Source organism: Yoonia sediminilitoris, assembly GCF_003058085.1.
GTDB lineage: Bacteria > Pseudomonadota > Alphaproteobacteria > Rhodobacterales > Rhodobacteraceae > Yoonia > Yoonia sediminilitoris.
On the sequence record NZ_QBUD01000001.1, the window covers coordinates 975,112 to 992,894 of the forward strand.

Consider the following 17,783-nt stretch of genomic DNA (forward strand, 5'->3'; position numbering starts at 1 on the left):
TTTAAGCCGGACGGCCCCGGCGTGCAATTCGGCAGTTTTAGTAGCTATCCGCCTTATTTTTAATCAGTTGCCTTTTTTTGAACAGGTTTGCGGCCCGATTCCATTGTTCTTTTGGGTGAATGAACCTAACTCTGACGAAGTGCACATAGTTTGGGCGAATGAGTGATCTCTTGGCAAATATCGAATCCATCGGGCTGGATGCTGTGAAATTGCATCCCCCTGTCGCCCTTGCCCCTTTGGCCGGGATCACAGATTTGCCGTTTCGGCAATTGGTCGCTTCATTCGGCGTGGGCTGGGTTGTCAGCGAAATGGTCGCCAGTCAGGAAATGGTGCAGGCCAAGCCAAGCGTCAGGGACCGCGCCGAACTTGGCTATGATCAAGCAGGCACGGCTGTGCAGATTGCGGGCAGGGAAGCGCACTGGATGGCCGAAGCCGCCCGCATGATCGAAGCCAACGGTGCGGCGATGATCGACATCAATATGGGGTGCCCCGCCAAAAAAGTGACAAGCGGCTATTCGGGGTCTGCCTTGCTGCGCACGCCGGATCACGCCCTGTCGCTGATCGAGGCGGTAGTGAATGCTGTGGAGATTCCGGTAACTTTGAAAACCCGGTTGGGATGGGATCATGACAGCCTGAATGCAGCGGATGTGGCCAAACGGGCCGAAAGTGCGGGCATCCGGCTGGTCACAATCCACGGTCGCACGCGCTGTCAGTTCTATAAAGGATCAGCCGACTGGGCCGCTATCCGCGCGGTCAAGGATGCGGTGACAATCCCTGTGATCGCCAATGGCGACATAGTGGACGGGGGGACAGCCCGCAGTGCGCTGCACCAATCGGGCGCAAACGGCGTGATGATCGGGCGCGGTGCGCAAGGGCGACCGTGGATATTGGCACAGGTGGCGGCAAACCTGCACGGCACGCCGCCGCCGCACATTCCACAGGGTAGTGCGCTGATTGACATGGTCGGCGCGCATTACGAGGCCATGCTGGCGTTCTACGGGGCCGATCATGGCCGCAAGGTCGCGCGCAAACATCTTGGGTGGTACATGGATGATGCGGGCACACCGCCGGACCTGCGCAAGGCAATGCTGACCCATGCCAGCCCGTCCAATGTCTTGCGTGACCTGCCCGATGCCTTGGCAGGAAAGGTGGCGGCATGATCCTTGATACCGCATTATGGTCGTCCCTGCCTGTCCCTGCGCTGTTGATCGTGGACGGCAATATCATCGATTCAAGCAATGCCGCAGCTGAAAGCTTTCTTAACCTGTCGGCAAAACAGCTTGAAGGAAAGGTGATCTGGGAAAAGGTGATGATCGATTCACCGCTCGAAGTCCCGTTTGACAAGGCGCGTACCAACCGGACGTCGCTCTTCGTGAATGATGTCTATGTCGGCAGCGGGGAACGTGCGCCCATGCTCTGCAACCTGCAATTCGCCCCTTTGCAAGGGGCAGATGACGCGATGATCGTCATGATAAGCCCGCGCGAAATTGCCAGCCGGATCAATCAATATCACTCTTCTGGCAAGGCTGCGAAATCGGCGATCGGTATGGCCGAAATGCTGGCCCACGAGATCAAGAACCCGTTGGCAGGGATTACCGGTGCAGCACAGCTTTTGTCGATGGGGCTCAATTCCGAAGACCGCGAGATGACGGACCTGATCGTGGCCGAAAGCAGGCGCATTGTGCAGTTGCTGGAACAGGTCGAACAGTTCGGGAATTTGCGCAAGCCCATCCTGAAGCCATTGAATATCCACGACGTTCTGGATCGTGCGCGGCGGTCGGCGGCGGTCGGTTTTGGCGCGCATATGAATTTTATCGAAGATTATGACCCGTCGCTGCCGCAAAGTCTGGCGGATTCAGACCAGTTGCTGCAAGTGATCCTGAATCTTCTCAAGAACGCATCAGAGGCAAACAAAAGTGGCGGCACAATACGGCTGCACACGTTTTATGATACGTCCTTGCGGGTGCGCAGGCCGGACGGCACACATGCACATTTGCCGCTACAGATCCAGATCATAGACGACGGCCCCGGGCTGCCGTCCGAGATCGCTGACGACATATTCGAGCCTTTTATCTCAAGCAAGGAAAACGGGACCGGGCTTGGCCTTGCGCTGGTCTCTAAATTGATTGGTGACGCAGGCGGATGGATTTCCGTTGATAGCGTGCCGGGGCGCACGGTGTTCAGGATATCGCTACCGCGCGCACCCAATGACAGTCTGACAGGAGAAAACTAATGGACGGAACCGTTCTTGTTGCCGACGATGATCGGACAATCCGCACAGTATTGACGCAGGCGTTGACCCGGGCGGGCTGCAAGGTGCATGCGACGTCCTCGCTTGTGACGCTGCGCAGGTGGGTCGACGAAGGCAAGGGTGATCTTGTGATCTCGGATGTGATCATGCCCGACGGCAACGGGCTGGAACAACTGCCTGAAATTGCTGCGGTCCGCCCCGGTTTGCCGGTGATTGTGATCTCGGCGCAGAATACAATCATGACCGCCATTCAGGCGGCAGAGGCGGACGCCTATGATTACTTGCCCAAGCCCTTTGACCTGCCTGACCTGATGAAGCGGGCGGCCCGTGCGCTTGAGGTCAAGCGCCGCGCGCCTGTCAGCCGCAGTCCCGAACCTGTGAATGATGATGAACCCGATGATTTGCCTTTGGTCGGTCGCACCGCAGTGATGCAGGCGCTTTACCGGCTTGTGGCGCGGGTGATGAACACGCAACTGCCGGTTCTGATTACCGGCGAAAGTGGCACCGGCAAGTCATTGATTGCGCGCGCGGTGCATGATTTTTCTGATCGGCGCAACCTTCCGTTTGTGACCGTGTCAGCCGCCGATCTTGAAGGAATGGATGGGCCATCCACAGTCCTGAGCCGCGCCAGAGGCGGGTCGATCCTGTTTGACGAGGTCAGCGACCTGACCCAGGAGGCGCAGGCGCGCATCGTGCGGATGCTTGATGCGTTGGGCGACAATGCGCCCCGGATCATGGCCACATCGCAAACCGACCTGATGGCCCGCATGGAAGATGGCCTATTCCGCGAGGACCTGTTTTACCGGTTGGGCGGCGTGACAGTCGATGTGCCGTCCTTGCGTGAGCGAGTCGACGATATTCCGCTGCTGGCCGACCATTTTCTGGCCCGGGCCGAGCGTGAAGGCGCGACTTTGCGCCGATTTGGCCCCGCAGCACTGGAACTTGTGCGCGCCTACAGTTGGCCGGGCAATGTGCGCCAGCTAGAAAATGCAGTGCGCCGTCTCGTTTTTACCGCTGCCGAAGAGGAGATCACGCGCGGCGAAGTCGAGATGGTTCTGGGGAACCAGCCCGCGATTGAACCATTGCGTTCGGGCGGTGAAGGTGAAAAGCTTTCTGCAAGTGTTGCCAAACACTTGCGCCGCTACTTTGATCTGCATGGCGGGGTGCAGCCGCCGCCCGGTCTGTACAATCGCATCCTCAAGGAGGTCGAGGCCCCGCTGATTGAAATCGCACTGGATGCGACAGGCGGCAATCAGGCCAAATGCGCCGATTTGCTGGGTATCAACCGCAATACCTTGCGCAAGAAGATCACTGACCTCGATATCCGCGTGACACGACGCCGCAAATTGATGTAAAACCGCAACATAACCGTGGCGGTGCTGCGTCAGCGTAGCATAAAGACCACAGAATTTGGCGGTATCGTGGGGGTTGCCCCACCACAAAACAGGGCATTGCGCGTGCGGCGTACCCTATTGGGATTGAATTTTCAGCGGTTCAACCGCTGGCAGCGCCAGCGCCACGTGCGTTCCGCTTTCGCATTGCTGTTGGTGCTGCTGGCGCCAGTACTGGCAGTCATGACCTATGTTGTTGTTGGCCCCTTGGATAAAGGGCCCGGTTCGGCGCTGTTGCGGGGCACGCTGTTGGCCGATCTGGTCTATGCGCTGGTGATTGCGGCCTTTGTCTCGGGACAGGTTGTGCGGATGATTGCGGCCCGCCGTGCCAAATCCGCAGGGTCGCGCTTGCATGTGCGGCTGACGCGGGTCTTTGCCTTTGCGGCGCTGATCCCGACGGTGCTGGTGGCGGTCTTTTCGGTCTTGCTGTTGTCGATTGCGCTGGAAGGGCTGTTTTCCGAACCCGTAGGAAACGTGCTACGCACGTCGCTGACGACGGCCAAGGCCTATGAGGAAGAACACCGGCAGGAACTGACCCGCGATGGCCGTGCGTTGGCCGCCTATCTGAACCGGCTGCGTCAACGGAATTTCTTTATGGACGACGGGCAGGTCCGCAGCGCGCTGAAAGACGCCCAGCCCCAGATTGAGCGCGGCCTGAGCGAGGCCTATGTCATTGACGGGCTTGGTAATATCAAGGCACGGGGGGATCGTTCATATGAGTTCGACTTTGAACGCCCCGCACCAGAGACTTTCGAGATCGCGCAATCGGCTGATCTGGCTATTATCGAAGATCCTGAAAGCAACGAATTCAGGGCTTTGATCCCGCTTAGCGCCTTTCGGGATCGCTTTCTTTATGTGACCCGTGATGTGGACGGGAATGTGTTGTCACTGCTTGATGATACCACCGAGACTGTCGTGCAGTACGAAGAACTGGCGGCCGAGCGGGGGCAGTTGATGTTTCAGTTCGGCCTGCTTTATTTCGGTTTCGCGATTGTTCTGATCCTTGGGGCGATCTGGGGCGGGCTGTCATTTGCAGAGCGGCTGTCGCGTCCTGTCGGGCGTTTGGTGTCGGCGTCGCAACGGGTCGGGTCCGGCGACCTTGATGTGCGGGTGATCGAGGACGACGGCGATGATGAGATCGCGCAATTGGGTCATTATTTCAACCAGATGACAGGGCGGCTCAAGGGGCAGCGCGATGAATTGCTTGAAACGAACCGCGCCAGCGAACGGCGGCGACGGTTGTTCGATAGTGTGCTCAGTTCTGTCACCTCGGGCGTGGTGGGGCTTGATGCGGATGGCCGGATTACTTTTGTGAACCCGTCGGCGAGGCGCCTTTTGTCGGTAAAGCCCGATCAGGCGGAAAGTGCCCTGTCTGTCGCTATCCCGGAATTTGCAAAACTGTTCGAGCGCGTCAGACGCGGCGGAAACGACAGTGTGCAGGACCAGATCAATCTGGTGCGCAAAGGACAGCAGGAAAGCCTGCTGGTGCGTATGTCGCCGCGCCGGAACGCAGACGGTGCGTTGGAAGGGTACGTTGTGGCCTTTGATGATGTGACCGATCTGGTCAGCGCCCAGCGGATGGCTGCATGGGGGGATGTGGCCCGCCGCATCGCGCATGAAATCAAGAACCCGCTAACCCCGATTCAGCTGTCCGCAGAACGGATCAAGCGCAAGTTCAGGGCACAGGTGGGCGAGGATGCGGACAAGCTGGAACAGATGACCGATGTGATTGTACGTCAGACCAATGATTTGCGCCGAATTGTGGATGAGTTCTCAAAATTTGCGCGTATGCCAGAGCCGCGTCTGACCCTCAGTGACCTGACCAAGCTGGTCACGGATGCGGTCACCTTGCAACAGGCGGGCCAACCGGATGTGCGCATCATCGCCGATGTACCAGCGGAATCGATTTTGGCAGAGTTGGACGCCACGATGATCAGTCAGGCCCTTACAAACCTGATCAAGAATGCTGGCGAAGCCACCCAAACCTATATCGAAGAGCACGGCACCGCTGGATACACACCTGAAATTCGGGTCGCGGTCACGCGCACGGACGAGGCAATCAATATCACGATTCAGGACAATGGCATCGGCCTGCCTGCGGACCGCAGTCGGTTGTTCGAGCCCTATGTGACCACCCGCAGCAGCGGCACAGGGCTTGGTCTGCCAATCGTCAAGAAGATTATCGAGGAACACAGCGGTACGCTGACACTTGGCAATGCAGAAACCTTTGAAGGCAACAGCCATCAAGGGGCCTGCGCGACAATTCAACTTCCGGTGCAGCCTGCGGGCGCGCTGGCAACAAAAATACCAGCATGAGGGCGACAATGGGCGATATTCTAATCACCGATGATGAGCGCGATATCAGGGAGCTGATCTCGGAAATTTTGCAAGATGAGGGGTTTACGACCCGGCTCGCAGGTACTTCTGACGAATGTATGGCGCAAATCGCGGCAGAGCCACCAGCGATGATGATCCTTGATATCTGGCTCAAGGACAGCAACATGGACGGGATCGACATCTTGAAATCGGTGAAACGGGACCATCCTGACATTCCGATTGTCATCATCTCGGGCCATGGGAACATCGAAATCGCGGTCGCCGCGATCAAGCAGGGGGCTTACGATTTTATCGAAAAGCCGTTCAACATTGATCAGTTGATGGTGGTCATTCGGCGGGCGATGGAAACCGCGAACCTGCGCCGCGAGAATATCCAGCTCAAACGCGGCGAGACAGCCAATGCCGATATGCTGGGGGACAGCGCCGCGTTCCGGAACCTGAAATCACAGTTGGACAAGGTTACAAAGTCCAATGGCAGGGTTATGCTGACTGGCCCGGCGGGCGCAGGCAAGGAAATAGCCGCCCGCTATATTCATGCGCAATCCAACCGCTCTTCTTCGCCTTTTATCACGGTGAATTCCGCGTCGATTGAACCGGACCGCATGGAGGAGGTCCTGTTCGGGCGTGAAGACAGCGGCAGAGGTATCGAAAGAGGACTGCTGGAGGAGGCCAACGGCGGTGTGATCTATTTTGATGAAATCGCGGATATGCCCCTGGGTACGCAATCCAAGATCTTGCGGGTGCTTGTGGACCAGCGTTTTCAGCGGGTCGGTGGGAATGACAAGGTGCAGGTCGATCTGCGGGTCATTTCCAGCACAAACCGCGATCTTGCCGCCGCCATCGACGCGGGCACGTTCCGAGAAGAACTTTTTCACCGGCTGAACGTAGTGCCGATTGCGGTGCCATCGCTCGAGGAACGGCGCGAGGACATCCCGCTGCTGGCCGAACATTTCATTGATCTGTGCAACAAGGCCCAGGGTCTGCCGTTGCGCAAGCTGGCCGATGATGCGCGGGCCTTGCTGCAAACGATGCTGTGGCCCGGCAACGTGCGGCAGTTGAAGAATGTCATCGAACGTGTGCTTATTCTGGGCGAAGGCAGTGGTGATATCAGCGCCAAGGAACTGCCCGCGTCAGAGGAAGGCGGAACCAGCGAGGGTCGTATCGTACTGGCGGGTGGTCTGGCCACCTTGCCGTTGCGTGAAGCGCGCGAGTTATTCGAGCGTGAATATCTGCTGACCCAGATCAATCGTTTCGGCGGCAACATCAGCCGCACCGCGTCCTTTGTGGGCATGGAACGTTCTGCCTTGCACCGCAAGCTGAAGTCGCTGGGTGTCGTCACCACGAACAAAGCAGGCGGACGTGTTGCCTACATTGAAGAAGAAGCGTCTTGAAGGTTATCATCTGCGGCGCAGGGCAGGTCGGCTGGCAAATTGCCCGCCATTTGTCGGGTGAAAACAACGATGTGACAGTTGTGGACAACAACCCTGAGCTGGTTCGTCGCGCGACGGATACGCTGGATGTGCAGGGGATTGCGGGCTTTGCCAGCTACCCCGATATCCTTGACCGGGCTGGCGCGCGCGATGCCGATATGATTATCGCCGCCACCTATTCTGACGAAGTGAACATGGTCACATGTCAGGTGGCCCACTCGGTCTTTTCTATCCAGCGCAAGATTGCGCGTCTACGGTCGCAAAGCTATCTGAACGCCATCTATTCCGACCTTTACCGGCGCGACCATCTGCCGATTGATGTGGTGATTTCCCCAGAAAAGGAAGTTGCCGAAGCTGCCTTGCAGCGTCTGGCGGCACCTGCCGCCTTTGACACCGAAAGTTTCTTCAAAGGCCGTGCCCAGCTGCTTGGCATCACAATTGACGAAGATTGTCCGGTCATCAACACGCCACTGCGCCAACTGACCGACCTGTTTTCGACATTGCGCGCGATTGTTGTGGGCATCCGCCGGGATGGGGTCTTGTTCGTCCCGTCACCCGGTGATCAGATATTCGCCGGTGACGACTGCTATATCTTCACCAACACCGAAGATATGCCCCGCACGCTGGAAATATTCGGCAAAACCCAGTCCAAACAGGAACGGATCGTTATCATTGGTGGCGGCAACGTCGGACTGGGCGTGGCGCGCGCGTTAGAGACCCGCACCGATCGCGTGCGCGTCAAGATCATCGAGAAAGACCGCGACTGTGCCGAACATGCCGCCGACGCATTGGATCGCACGATTGTTCTGAACGGTGACGGTCTGGACAGCGGCCTGCTGGAAGAGGCAAACATCGCCACCGCCGACGCCGTGCTTGCTGTGACTGATGATGACAAGACCAACTTGCTTGCGTCGGTCCGGGCCAAGGAAATGGGCTGCCCGATGTCGATCTGTCTGATAAATGATCCGACTCTGGTGCCTTTGATGGGTCCACTGGATATTGATGCCTACATCAACCCGCGTGCCACGACCGTCAGTTCGATCCTGCGCCATATCCGGCACGGGCGGGTTCGCGGTGTTTATTCCATTGGTGATGCCGAGGCCGAAGTAATCGAGGCACAGGTCTTGGGGACGTCCCCTATCGCGGGTCAGAAAATCAAGGATATCGCCTTTCCCGAGGGTACATTGATCGGTGGCCTTGTGAAGGCTGCAAAGGTCGTCAAACCTACCGGTGAGACCCGGATTGATGAAGGCGATGTGATCGCCATTTTCGCGATGGCCAAAGATGTTCCCGAAGTGGAGCGTCTGTTGCAGGTTTCGATCGACTTTTTCTGATGGATTGGATCACGCGCCTGCCATTGTTCGTTGTCTTGATGGGCATTGGGGCCTGTGCGATGCTGGTGCCAGCGCTGCATGGTGTCGTTATGGAAGATTTCGGCACGATGCGTATCTTCTTTTACGGGTTCATCCTGTTTTCGATCCTGACCCTGATGATCGGTCTAGCCACGGTCAGCTATGCGCGGCAAAGCGTGGCCCGGAGTCAATTGGTGGCGTTGCTTGCGGCATTTACGGTGTTGCCCTTGATGTTTGCACTGCCCTTCTACGAGGCGGTTCCCAACACGACATTTCTGAATGCATGGTTCGAAATGGTATCCAGCTTTACCACAACAGGCGCGACCGTTTACGACACTGCGGGCCGTCTGACCCCGTCACAGCATCTGTGGCGCGCGTTGGTGGGGTGGATGGGCGGCCTGCTGATGTGGATCACCGCGGTGTCGATCTTTGCGCCGATGAACCTTGGCGGGTTCGAGGTACGCGCGGCAGCAAATTCGGGCAGCGCACAAGTCGGCAGGTATCGTCAGTTTTCTGCTGTTGCAGACCCGTCAGAAAGATTGATGCGCTATGCCGCCACACTGACCCCGATCTATACAGGGCTGACGCTGTTGCTCTGGCTCGGGTTGGTCATCGCGGGTGAATTTCCGTATATCGCGCTGTGTCATGCGATGTCGGTGTTGGCCACATCCGGCATATCACCGATCGGGGGACTTTATTTCGCAGCCTCCGGCTTTTGGGGTGAATTGCTCATCTTCCTGTTCTTTGTCTTTGCCCTGTCGCGGCTCACCTTCAGCAAGGGGCTGACGGGTGAAAGCGATCAAGGGCTGCGCCGCGATCCTGAATTCCGGACAGCATTGGTGCTGATCGGGGCGGCGACGGCTATGCTGTTCTTGCGGCATTTTGTGGGGGCGGCGGAAAGTGACGCTGACTTTTCCCCGCGCGATATCGCTAACGCACTTTGGGGCGCGCTCTTTACGACCACGTCTTTTCTAACAACGTCGGGGTTTGAATCACGGTTCTGGGAAGGGGCGGCTGTCTGGTCCGGCTTGCGCACGCCGGGTCTGTTCCTGATCGGCATGGCTCTGATCGGGGGTGGGGTGGCCACGACGGCGGGCGGGGTCAAGCTGTTGCGGATCTACGCCCTTTACCGGCATGGTGAACGTGAGCAGAACCGGCTTTTGTACCCTTCTTCCATCGGGGGCGGGGGGAAGGCCGCGCGGCGCATTCGCAAGCAGGGGGCATATATCTCCTGGATATTCTTCATGCTCTTCGCGCTGAGCATCGCATTGGTCGTGCTGATGCTTTCGCTTACAGGCGTGCAGTTTGAAACCTCGATGGTGCTGGCCGTTTCAGCTTTGTCGACCACAGGCCCGCTTGCCACTGTCGCCGCCGAGGCGCCGATTGCCTATTCGGGCTTGCCGGATGCAGCCAAGCTGGTTTTGGCTGGTGCAATGGTGTTGGGGCGGCTGGAAACGTTGGCCATCATCGCACTTTTCAACCCTGAAATCTGGCAGCGATAGAGTTGCATTTTACTGCGTGTTTTTGGGGTGGAAACTCGTGAATGCCCGCGACATACTGCACCCACAACTGGGGGACCGGTCCGCGGTCGCAAGAACAAGAAAAAGGGTGTCGTAATGGCCGCCGATAAAGCAAACTTGCAAGATGCATTTCTCAACCACGTCCGCAAAACCAAGGTGCCGGTCACTATTTTTCTGGTGAATGGTGTCAAATTGCAGGGCGTGATTACATGGTTTGACAGCTTTTGTGTGCTGTTGCGCCGCGATGGTCAGTCGCAGCTTGTCTATAAAAGTGCGATCTCGACCATCATGCCTGCACAGCCCATCAGCCTTTATGAAGGCGAAGAGTAGATTTGCTCGAACATGACCGCCCTGTGACAAGGGCCTGGGTGCTACACCCTGATTTGAAATCTGATCAGAACCGCAGGGACGCTGTTCCTGCGCTGGAAGAGGCCGTCGCACTTGCAGCGGCATTGCCCGACCTGCAAGTCGTCGGCTCTGACGTGGTGCGGTTGCCGCGCATTCATCCGGGCATGCTGTTCGGCTCTGGCAAGATCGAGGAACTGAAATCAGCCTTTCACGACGCCGAGGTTGAACTGGTCCTGATCGACGGGCCGGTCACGCCGGTCCAGCAGCGCAACCTGGAAAAGGCGTGGGGCGTCAAACTTCTTGACCGGACCGGCCTGATTCTCGAGATTTTCAGCGACCGCGCGCGCACATCCGAAGGTGTGTTGCAGGTCGAAATGGCGGCATTATCCTATCAACGCACGCGACTGGTCAGGGCGTGGACCCACCTTGAACGACAGCGGGGCGGACTGGGTTTTGTCGGCGGTCCCGGTGAGACACAGATCGAAGCAGACAGGCGCGCGATTGACGAACAGTTGGGGCGCTTGCGCAAACAGTTGGCCAAAGTGGTCAAGACCCGCGAATTGCACCGCGCATCACGTAAGAAGGTGCCGTTCCCGATTGTGGCGCTGGTCGGCTATACCAACGCAGGCAAATCGACCCTGTTCAATCGTCTGACCGGGGCGGATGTGATGGCCAAGGACATGCTGTTTGCGACACTTGATCCAACCATGCGCAAGATCATCCTGCCTGCGGGGGATGAGGTTATCATGTCCGATACTGTCGGCTTTATCAGTGACTTGCCGACCGAACTTGTTGCGGCCTTTCGCGCCACACTTGAAGAGGTGCTTGACGCTGACCTGATCGTGCATGTGCGCGATATCAGTCACCCACAAACCGAAGAACAGGCGCAGGATGTGATGGCCATTCTGCAAAGTCTGGGCGTCGCCGAAGAAGCACCTGTGATCGAGGTCTGGAACAAGATCGACCTGATTGACGGCGATGCGCGTGATGCAATGTTGACGCAGGCTGCCCGCCGCGACGACCTGTTTGCCATTTCAGCCGTCACCGGCGAAGGGCTGGATGCGCTGCTGACGGATATTCCAAACCGGCTGAAAGCCCCTCGTACCGAAGAGGTGCTGCACCTGGACTTTTCCGACGGGCGCAAGCGGGCGTGGCTGTTTGAACAGGGCGTCGTGACAGACGAAGCGCAGGACGACAGTGGCACGCAATTGACTGTGTTCTGGACGCAGTTGCAAAAGGACCGCTACGAGAAGCTTTAGCTTATCTGGCTGGCCGCAAGACAGAGACGCCGACGGCAGCGGCGCGTGCCAGATCGGGGTCGAGTGACATCGGGATATATTCGCCGCGCCGCCACAACTCGCCCAGATTGTCATAATAGCGCGACAGCGGATGGCCCGATTGGCCAGTGGCGGTGATAAAGACGGAACTGTCAGGGTCCGCAAAATCGTAAACGCCTCTGTAGCCCGCAGAATGCACATTCTGAAACGGTTGCAGGCCGGTGCCAGATGTCAGCCCGCGCTGCAACGTATGATCGCCGCCGCTGGTCGACTGGCGGATGTTGACGAACCAATGCAGCAAGGGCGCTTGCCCCAGAACCGGGTGATCATGTGTGGCCTGATGGGCATCGCCCCAGCGCACGGCCTCGATCGCGGGGCCATGGTTTTCGGTGATCCAGATCAGCGCATCATCCAGTGCCTGCCGCGCAATGTCCGTGCAGGTTTCGACCGACGCGGACTGGATCACGTCACACCACACCGACGCGCCGTCAATGTCGCGGAAAACGCGCTCGATAAAGACAGGATTGGCGTGGGTGAATTCAGAGGCCAGCGGCCCAAGTTCATCGCGGATCAGCCGTTTCTGGAATTCGCGCACCCATGCGGCATAAATCAGCGGCTCTGGCAGATGTTCGTTCATCTCGCCGTTCCACGCCGACAGCAGGTCAAGTGCAGTCTGCCGTCTGCGTTCGGGCGTGCCCTGAAGGGCCGCGTCACCGGTAAACCATAAGTCCGCCCCCATCAGTGTGAGAATCGAGCGTGCGGCGAAACTGACGGTGTCCTGCTGGGCTTCGATAAAGCTGTCGCGGGTATGGACGCTGCGCGCTTGCATCAACCTGCGCCAGCGGTAAATCCGTTGCGTGTCGCCCCAATTGTAGGACACATGCAAGGGGAATTCGCGGTCAACGATCTTGTTGTTGGTGTTGCCCAGAATACCGCCTGTGGGATTGATGAATTCGGGATTGTCGATATAGGGAAACCGGCCGCGCCAGCGGTTTTCCGGCAGATAGCCAAAAGATGGATAGCGCCCCTTGCTTTGGTGCGCCTCGTCACGGGCGGGCAGGGCACCGATGGTCTTGAGCGCGATACGGTTGCGGTCAGCCAGCGTCAGGTTTTGCGAGGGTGCGATGAAATCCCGTCCTGCGTAGATCGCTTCATCAACAGTGCTGGAACGCATGATCCCGATGGCTGCCGACATCGAGGTATCCTTGTCGGTCAGCGCGCTCCAAGCCAGTGCTGTTACGTGTCCCGGTGGCGTGATGGTCCCCAGATCAAGCTGGTCGGGCGGCAGCACCGGGCCATTGATGGTCCAGCGCAGCTTGATCGTGATCGCGGCACCGCCTTTGACACTGATAATACTGTCGCGGGTCCGGAACGGCTTCCAGCCATCGATATCGCGATATTCGTCAGGGTTTTGCGGGTTCACCTCCTCAATCAGAATATCCTGATCATCGACATTGGCCGACGTCAGCCCCCATCCCAAGGCATCACTGCGTCCGGTCAGTACCAGCGGCATGCCGGGAATTGTGCCGCCGATGACGCCGCCACTGCTGAGTTCCAGCCGGGCCAGGTACCAGATTGTCGGTGCGGTCAGTCCCAGATGAGGGTCGTTGGCCAGCAAGGTAGCCCCTGACGCCGACCGTGCGGCATTCGCCGCCCAGGCATTGGACGCGCCCGCCAGCATTGGAGGCTTGATCGGCGAGAGCGGGTCGTAAGCCATGCGCATATTTGGCATATAGTCCGGCACGTTGGGGACCAGTGCGGCAAATTCGGGCAGCGCGGCGATGCCGCTGGTTGGGTCATCGGGCATGATGTCGCGCAGCCGGTCATTATTATCAAGGATCAACGATGTCCGCGCCCGCAGGACTTCATTCTGCGCCTGTGATGTCAGGGTCAACGCCATCAGTTTGAGGATCGCCAGCGAATCTGCTGGCTCCCAAGGGGAGATCGGATGGTTGAATAGCCACATTTCCGGTGCGCCGCGTCCGCGCGCGCCTGCATTAACCTCGTTCAACCATGCATTCACCCCGTCGGAATAGGCATTCAGGGCGATTGTCGTATCTTCGTTTTGTGCGGCCACGGATGCAACGGCATGGCCGTAGATATCCAACCGACGGATCAGCACGTCTGTCTGAATTTCAGAGGCGCCGAACAGTTCGGCCAAGCGCCCCTGGGCCGCGCGCCGGTTCAGGGTCATTTGCCACAGCCTGTCCTGTGCGTGCGCATAGCCTAGCGCAAAGAACACATCTGCGTCTGTTTCGCCGAAAATATGTGGCACATTGGCGTTGTCGCGCACGATCTCGACCGGGGCTGTGATTCCCGTCACGGTGCTGGCGGCGTTGTAGTCGGGCAGGGATCGTTCGAAAAAATAATAGGCCAGAACAAGGGCGGCGACGACCAGGCAAATCAGTGCAGTGGCCAACGTGACCAGCCAGCGAAATAAAAGTGCCATGGGGCTCGTCGTTCCTCTTTCACGTTTCGCGGTTTGTCTCGCGAAATGCCGGTCCGGCTCGGATTTTTTTACTGTTTAACAGGGCCGCGCTGAAGAACAAGAATTGGTTGGGGCCTGCGTCCATTAAACCGGGGCCAGCTGGCGCGGCTTGTTACGGCAAACCGGACCTATTTCGTCACAAGACACTGCCCCGTGCGTTTGTGCCCTCTGGCAATATCGCTGTACAGGGCATTGCCATTCGGCTGCACAACAAACATGACACGGCCCGCATCGACAGAAAACCCCCGCAGATCACCCAAGATGAAGGGCTCCGCTTCAAAACGCCGGGCGTCAGTTTGCACCGTGGTGACTTTGCGGCGCGGTGGGTCGCGTTTGTCGACAGCATCAACAAACTGGTTTCGGTCAATCGCGAAACTCACCTTGTGCGGGATATTCGCGCAGTCAGTCGCAGTCACACAGGGACCCATTGCGCAATCAAATGACTGTGCGACAGCCGGGAGTGCCAGCATACCGCTACAGAAAGCCGCAGTCAGGACAGACCTGATGAACATCGGCTACGGATTTATATATTCTTCCATGAAGGGCAAATAGGTCGTGAGGGTGTCGCGCATCAGTGCTTGCTCTGATGCATCTGCGTGGTTCTGGTAAATATAATAGAACGTCGCAGCTGACCCAAGGATCATCCCGAATATGACAGTCAGCAAGAATTTCATACCGCAGTTACCTTATTGTTCTCAATTCCTTCGGGCCCCACGATTGGGCAGGCCCCTGTATGGACCAAACCATAGTTGCGACCAAACAGCCACCATTGTTTGAGCAGGCTCAGATGGACAGCCGGGACGCGTGGCTGCCGCGTTCGCGGTAGGGAGTGCGATCATAATGCGAACGGTAGCATTTTGAAAAATGCGATGGCGATGCAAAACCACAGGCCAGTGCCACGTTGATGACGGTCATGTCCGTTTGCATCAACAGGTTGCGCGCCTTTTGCAGGCGCAGTTCCATGTAATAGCGTTTTGGGCTGCGTGACAGATAGCGGCGGAACAGACGCTCCAGCTGGCGCGTCGACATGCCCACGTCACGGGCTAGTATGGCAGGGCTGATCGGGTCTTCGATGTTTTCTTCCATCATCTGGATCACGCGCGACAATTTGGGGTGGCGCACACCAATGCGCGTCGGGATCGACAGGCGTTGGGTGTCCTGATCTGTGCGGATCGCCGAATAGATCAGGATGTCGGCAATGGCGTTGGCCAGATCTTCGCCGTGCTCGTCGGCCACGATACTCAGCATCAGGTCAATAGAGGCGGTCCCGCCTGCGGTGGTCATCCGCTTTCCATCAATGACAAACACCGATTTGGTCAGTTCGATCTCGTCAAATTCTTCGGCAAAACTGTCCTGATTCTCCCAGTGGATCGTCGCTTTCTTGCCATCCAGCAGGCCAGCCTTGGCCAGCGTGTAACCGGCGGTACACAGGCCCGCGATCACCACCCCGCGCCGTGCCTCCCGGCGCAGCCAGTTCAGGATGCGCTTTGTCGTGGCATTGTGCACATTGATCCCGCCGCACATCATGATCGTGTCGTCGCGGTCGAGTTCGATCAGACCACTGTCGGGGGCAAAATTGCACCCGTTCGAGCAGCTGATCTGATCGCCGTTTTCCGCAATGATCGTCCATGTATAAAGTGTCTTGCCTGTCGTTCGGTTGGCGATGCGCAGACATTCAATCGCGCTGGCAAAGCTGAGGAGCGTGAAGTCCTGCATCAGAACAAAGACAAACCGGCGCGGTTTGCCTGTGTGGGCAACTTCGACAATATTGGGGTCGGTGGTGTTCAAAAGGCTAATCCGCTTCGATGGATTCGAAGCCAGACCACAGCAGGTTTGCAAAGCGCGTTCAAGAGGCAATGCATCGGCCCTTTGCTTTGATATGGTGGCAACCTTGGTATGATTTGCCATTGGCCCGCCTTGTTTCACGGGTTATACGCACCCTACGATAGCGTTAACCCCGCTGTCCTAACTGATATGGAGCATGACAATGACCGACTGGCAAAAATCTGACTGGCGCAACAAGCCGCGGGTGCAGATGCCTGACTATACTGATGCAGCCGCCCTCAGCGCTGTTGAAGCGCGTCTCGCCAGTTATCCACCCCTCGTGTTCGCAGGCGAAGCACGCAAGCTGAAAGCGGAACTGGCTGCCGTCAGCCGTGGCGAGGCGTTCTTGCTGCAAGGTGGCGATTGTGCCGAAAGCTTTGCCGAGTTTGGTGCCGACAGCATCCGGGATACGTTCAAGGTCATGCTGCAAATGGCGATGGTTCTGACCTATGGTGCGAAAGTGCCTGTTGTGAAGGTCGGACGTATGGCAGGCCAGATGGCCAAGCCACGCTCTGCCCCGACTGAAACGGTGGATGGCGTGGAACTGCCAAGCTACCGCGGCGATATCATCAACGGCTTTGATTTCACGCCTGACAGCCGGATTCCCGACCCCGAGCGGATGTTGCAGGCCTATTTGCAGGCCGCTGCGACACTGAACCTGTTGCGCGCCTTTTCGACCGGTGGCTATGCCAATGTGCATGATGTCCATAAGTGGACGCTGGGCTTTACCGATATGAATGAAGTCAGCAAATACAGCGAAATGGCGGCACGAATCAGCGACACGCTTGATTTCATGCAGGCTGCGGGACTGAGCACGGATCATAACCACGAGTTGCAGACCGTCGATTTCTACACCAGCCACGAAGCCTTGTTGCTGGAGTATGAAGAGGCGCTTTGCCGGCTTGATTCGACGTCAGGCAAGTGGCTGGCCGGGTCCGGGCATATGATCTGGATCGGCGACCGCACACGCCAGCCTGACGGTGCCCATGTGGAATTCTGCAAGGGTGTGCAAAACCCGATTGGCCTGAAATGCGGGCCAAGCATGACCTCCGGGCATCTCAAATCGCTGATGGCCAGCCTGAACCCCGACAATGAAGCAGGCCGGTTGACCTTGATCTCCCGTTTCGGCGCGGGGTCAGTGGGCGAGCATCTGCCACGTCTGATCAAGGCCGTGCAAGAAGAGGGTGCCAATGTGGTGTGGACCTGTGACGCGATGCATGGCAACACGATCAAGTCATCCACGGGCTACAAGACGCGTCCTTTTGAAAGCGTGCTGCGTGAGGTCAAGGAATTCTTTGCTGTGCATAATGCCGAAGGCACTGTCCCTGGTGGGGTTCATTTCGAAATGACGGGGAAGGACGTGACTGAATGTACCGGTGGCGTGCGCGCCGTTACGGACGAGGACCTGTCAGACCGTTACCATACCGCCTGTGACCCGCGGCTGAATGCGTCACAATCTCTGGAGCTGGCGTTTTTGGTCTCTGAAGAACTGTCCGCGCGCCGGACATCGATGTTGCAGGCAAAAGCTGGATAATTCCAACGATCACAGCAAGAAAAGGCCGCTT

At 57.8% G+C, this 17,783-nt stretch carries 14 protein-coding genes; 10 read left to right on the top strand and 4 right to left on the bottom strand.

Features of this window, described 5'->3' with window-relative positions:
• Positions 1–158: 158 nt before the first annotated feature.
• From dusB to hflX, 9 genes are all read left to right on the top strand, one after another.
• Positions 159–1,160 (top strand): tRNA dihydrouridine synthase DusB, encoded by a 1,002-nt coding sequence (gene dusB, locus C8N45_RS04830; RefSeq protein ID WP_108385015.1) that lies wholly within the window; start codon positions 159–161, stop codon positions 1,158–1,160.
• A complete protein-coding gene (locus C8N45_RS04835; RefSeq protein ID WP_108385016.1) occupies positions 1,157–2,233 on the top strand; it encodes a two-component system sensor histidine kinase NtrB in 1,077 nt (358 codons plus the stop codon). The genes dusB and C8N45_RS04835 overlap by 4 nt, the downstream gene beginning before the upstream one ends.
• A complete protein-coding gene (locus C8N45_RS04840; protein ID WP_108385017.1) occupies positions 2,233–3,606 on the top strand; it encodes a response regulator in 1,374 nt (457 codons plus the stop codon). The genes C8N45_RS04835 and C8N45_RS04840 overlap by 1 nt, the downstream gene beginning before the upstream one ends.
• 102 nt (positions 3,607–3,708) lie before the next feature.
• Positions 3,709–5,958 carry a sensor histidine kinase gene (locus C8N45_RS04845; protein ID WP_245882544.1) on the top strand — a complete coding sequence of 750 codons (2,250 nt, stop codon included), beginning with the start codon at positions 3,709–3,711 and terminating at the stop codon, positions 5,956–5,958.
• Between the two features lie 8 nt (positions 5,959–5,966).
• A complete protein-coding gene (gene ntrX / locus C8N45_RS04850) occupies positions 5,967–7,370 on the top strand; it encodes a nitrogen assimilation response regulator NtrX (protein ID WP_108385018.1) in 1,404 nt (467 codons plus the stop codon).
• The gene (gene trkA, locus C8N45_RS04855) at positions 7,367–8,743 is read left to right on the top strand and encodes a Trk system potassium transporter TrkA (protein ID WP_108385019.1); all 1,377 of its coding nucleotides are present in this window, start codon (positions 7,367–7,369) and stop codon (positions 8,741–8,743) included. The genes ntrX and trkA overlap by 4 nt, the downstream gene beginning before the upstream one ends.
• Positions 8,743–10,263, top strand: coding sequence for a TrkH family potassium uptake protein (locus C8N45_RS04860; protein WP_108385020.1), 1,521 nt, complete (start codon positions 8,743–8,745; stop codon positions 10,261–10,263). Before trkA ends, C8N45_RS04860 begins: the two co-directional genes overlap by 1 nt.
• 114 nt (positions 10,264–10,377) lie before the next feature.
• Positions 10,378–10,611, top strand: coding sequence for an RNA chaperone Hfq (gene hfq / locus C8N45_RS04865; RefSeq protein WP_007204924.1), 234 nt, complete (start codon positions 10,378–10,380; stop codon positions 10,609–10,611).
• A 2-nt stretch (positions 10,612–10,613) separates the two neighbouring features.
• Entirely contained in the window at positions 10,614–11,888 is a 1,275-nt protein-coding gene (hflX, locus tag C8N45_RS04870; protein ID WP_108385021.1) for a GTPase HflX, read from the top strand.
• A gap of 1 nt (position 11,889) precedes the next feature.
• Here the strand turns inward: hflX and C8N45_RS04875 are convergent, their stop codons facing one another.
• The 4 genes from C8N45_RS04875 to C8N45_RS04885 form a co-directional block, all read right to left on the bottom strand.
• Positions 11,890–14,355: a penicillin acylase family protein gene (locus C8N45_RS04875; protein ID WP_108385022.1), complete on the bottom strand. Its 2,466-nt coding sequence runs from the start codon at positions 14,353–14,355 to the stop codon at positions 11,890–11,892.
• Positions 14,356–14,522: 167 nt separating this feature from the next.
• Positions 14,523–14,810, bottom strand: coding sequence for a hypothetical protein (locus C8N45_RS04880; RefSeq protein ID WP_133175939.1), 288 nt, complete (start codon positions 14,808–14,810; stop codon positions 14,523–14,525).
• 99 nt (positions 14,811–14,909) lie between these two features.
• The gene (locus tag C8N45_RS23150) at positions 14,910–15,068 is read right to left on the bottom strand and encodes a hypothetical protein (RefSeq protein ID WP_168769398.1); all 159 of its coding nucleotides are present in this window, start codon (positions 15,066–15,068) and stop codon (positions 14,910–14,912) included.
• A 109-nt stretch (positions 15,069–15,177) separates the two neighbouring features.
• Complete coding sequence (locus C8N45_RS04885) at positions 15,178–16,302, bottom strand: GlxA family transcriptional regulator (protein WP_108385024.1); 1,125 nt, start codon at positions 16,300–16,302, stop codon at positions 15,178–15,180.
• A gap of 79 nt (positions 16,303–16,381) precedes the next feature.
• Here C8N45_RS04885 and C8N45_RS04890 point away from each other — a divergent pair, with 79 nt between their 5' ends.
• Positions 16,382–17,752: a class II 3-deoxy-7-phosphoheptulonate synthase gene (locus C8N45_RS04890; RefSeq protein ID WP_108385174.1), complete on the top strand. Its 1,371-nt coding sequence runs from the start codon at positions 16,382–16,384 to the stop codon at positions 17,750–17,752.
• Positions 17,753–17,783 lie beyond the last annotated feature (31 nt).

Excerpts from the sequence above, each read along its gene's own strand:
- dusB (WP_108385015.1), top strand. The coding sequence starts at position 159 with ATGAGTGATCTCTTGGCAAATATCGAATCCATCGGGCTGGATGCTGTG.
- C8N45_RS04835 (WP_108385016.1), top strand. The coding sequence starts at position 1,157 with ATGATCCTTGATACCGCATTATGGTCGTCCCTGCCTGTCCCTGCGCTG.
- C8N45_RS04840 (WP_108385017.1), top strand. The coding sequence starts at position 2,233 with ATGGACGGAACCGTTCTTGTTGCCGACGATGATCGGACAATCCGCACA.
- ntrX (WP_108385018.1), top strand. The coding sequence starts at position 5,967 with ATGGGCGATATTCTAATCACCGATGATGAGCGCGATATCAGGGAGCTG.
- C8N45_RS04860 (WP_108385020.1), top strand. The coding sequence starts at position 8,743 with ATGGATTGGATCACGCGCCTGCCATTGTTCGTTGTCTTGATGGGCATT.
- hfq (WP_007204924.1), top strand. The coding sequence starts at position 10,378 with ATGGCCGCCGATAAAGCAAACTTGCAAGATGCATTTCTCAACCACGTC.
- C8N45_RS04875 (WP_108385022.1), bottom strand. The coding sequence starts at position 14,355 with ATGGCACTTTTATTTCGCTGGCTGGTCACGTTGGCCACTGCACTGATT.
- C8N45_RS23150 (WP_168769398.1), bottom strand. The coding sequence starts at position 15,068 with ATGAAATTCTTGCTGACTGTCATATTCGGGATGATCCTTGGGTCAGCT.
- C8N45_RS04885 (WP_108385024.1), bottom strand. The coding sequence starts at position 16,302 with ATGGCAAATCATACCAAGGTTGCCACCATATCAAAGCAAAGGGCCGAT.
- C8N45_RS04890 (WP_108385174.1), top strand. The coding sequence starts at position 16,382 with ATGACCGACTGGCAAAAATCTGACTGGCGCAACAAGCCGCGGGTGCAG.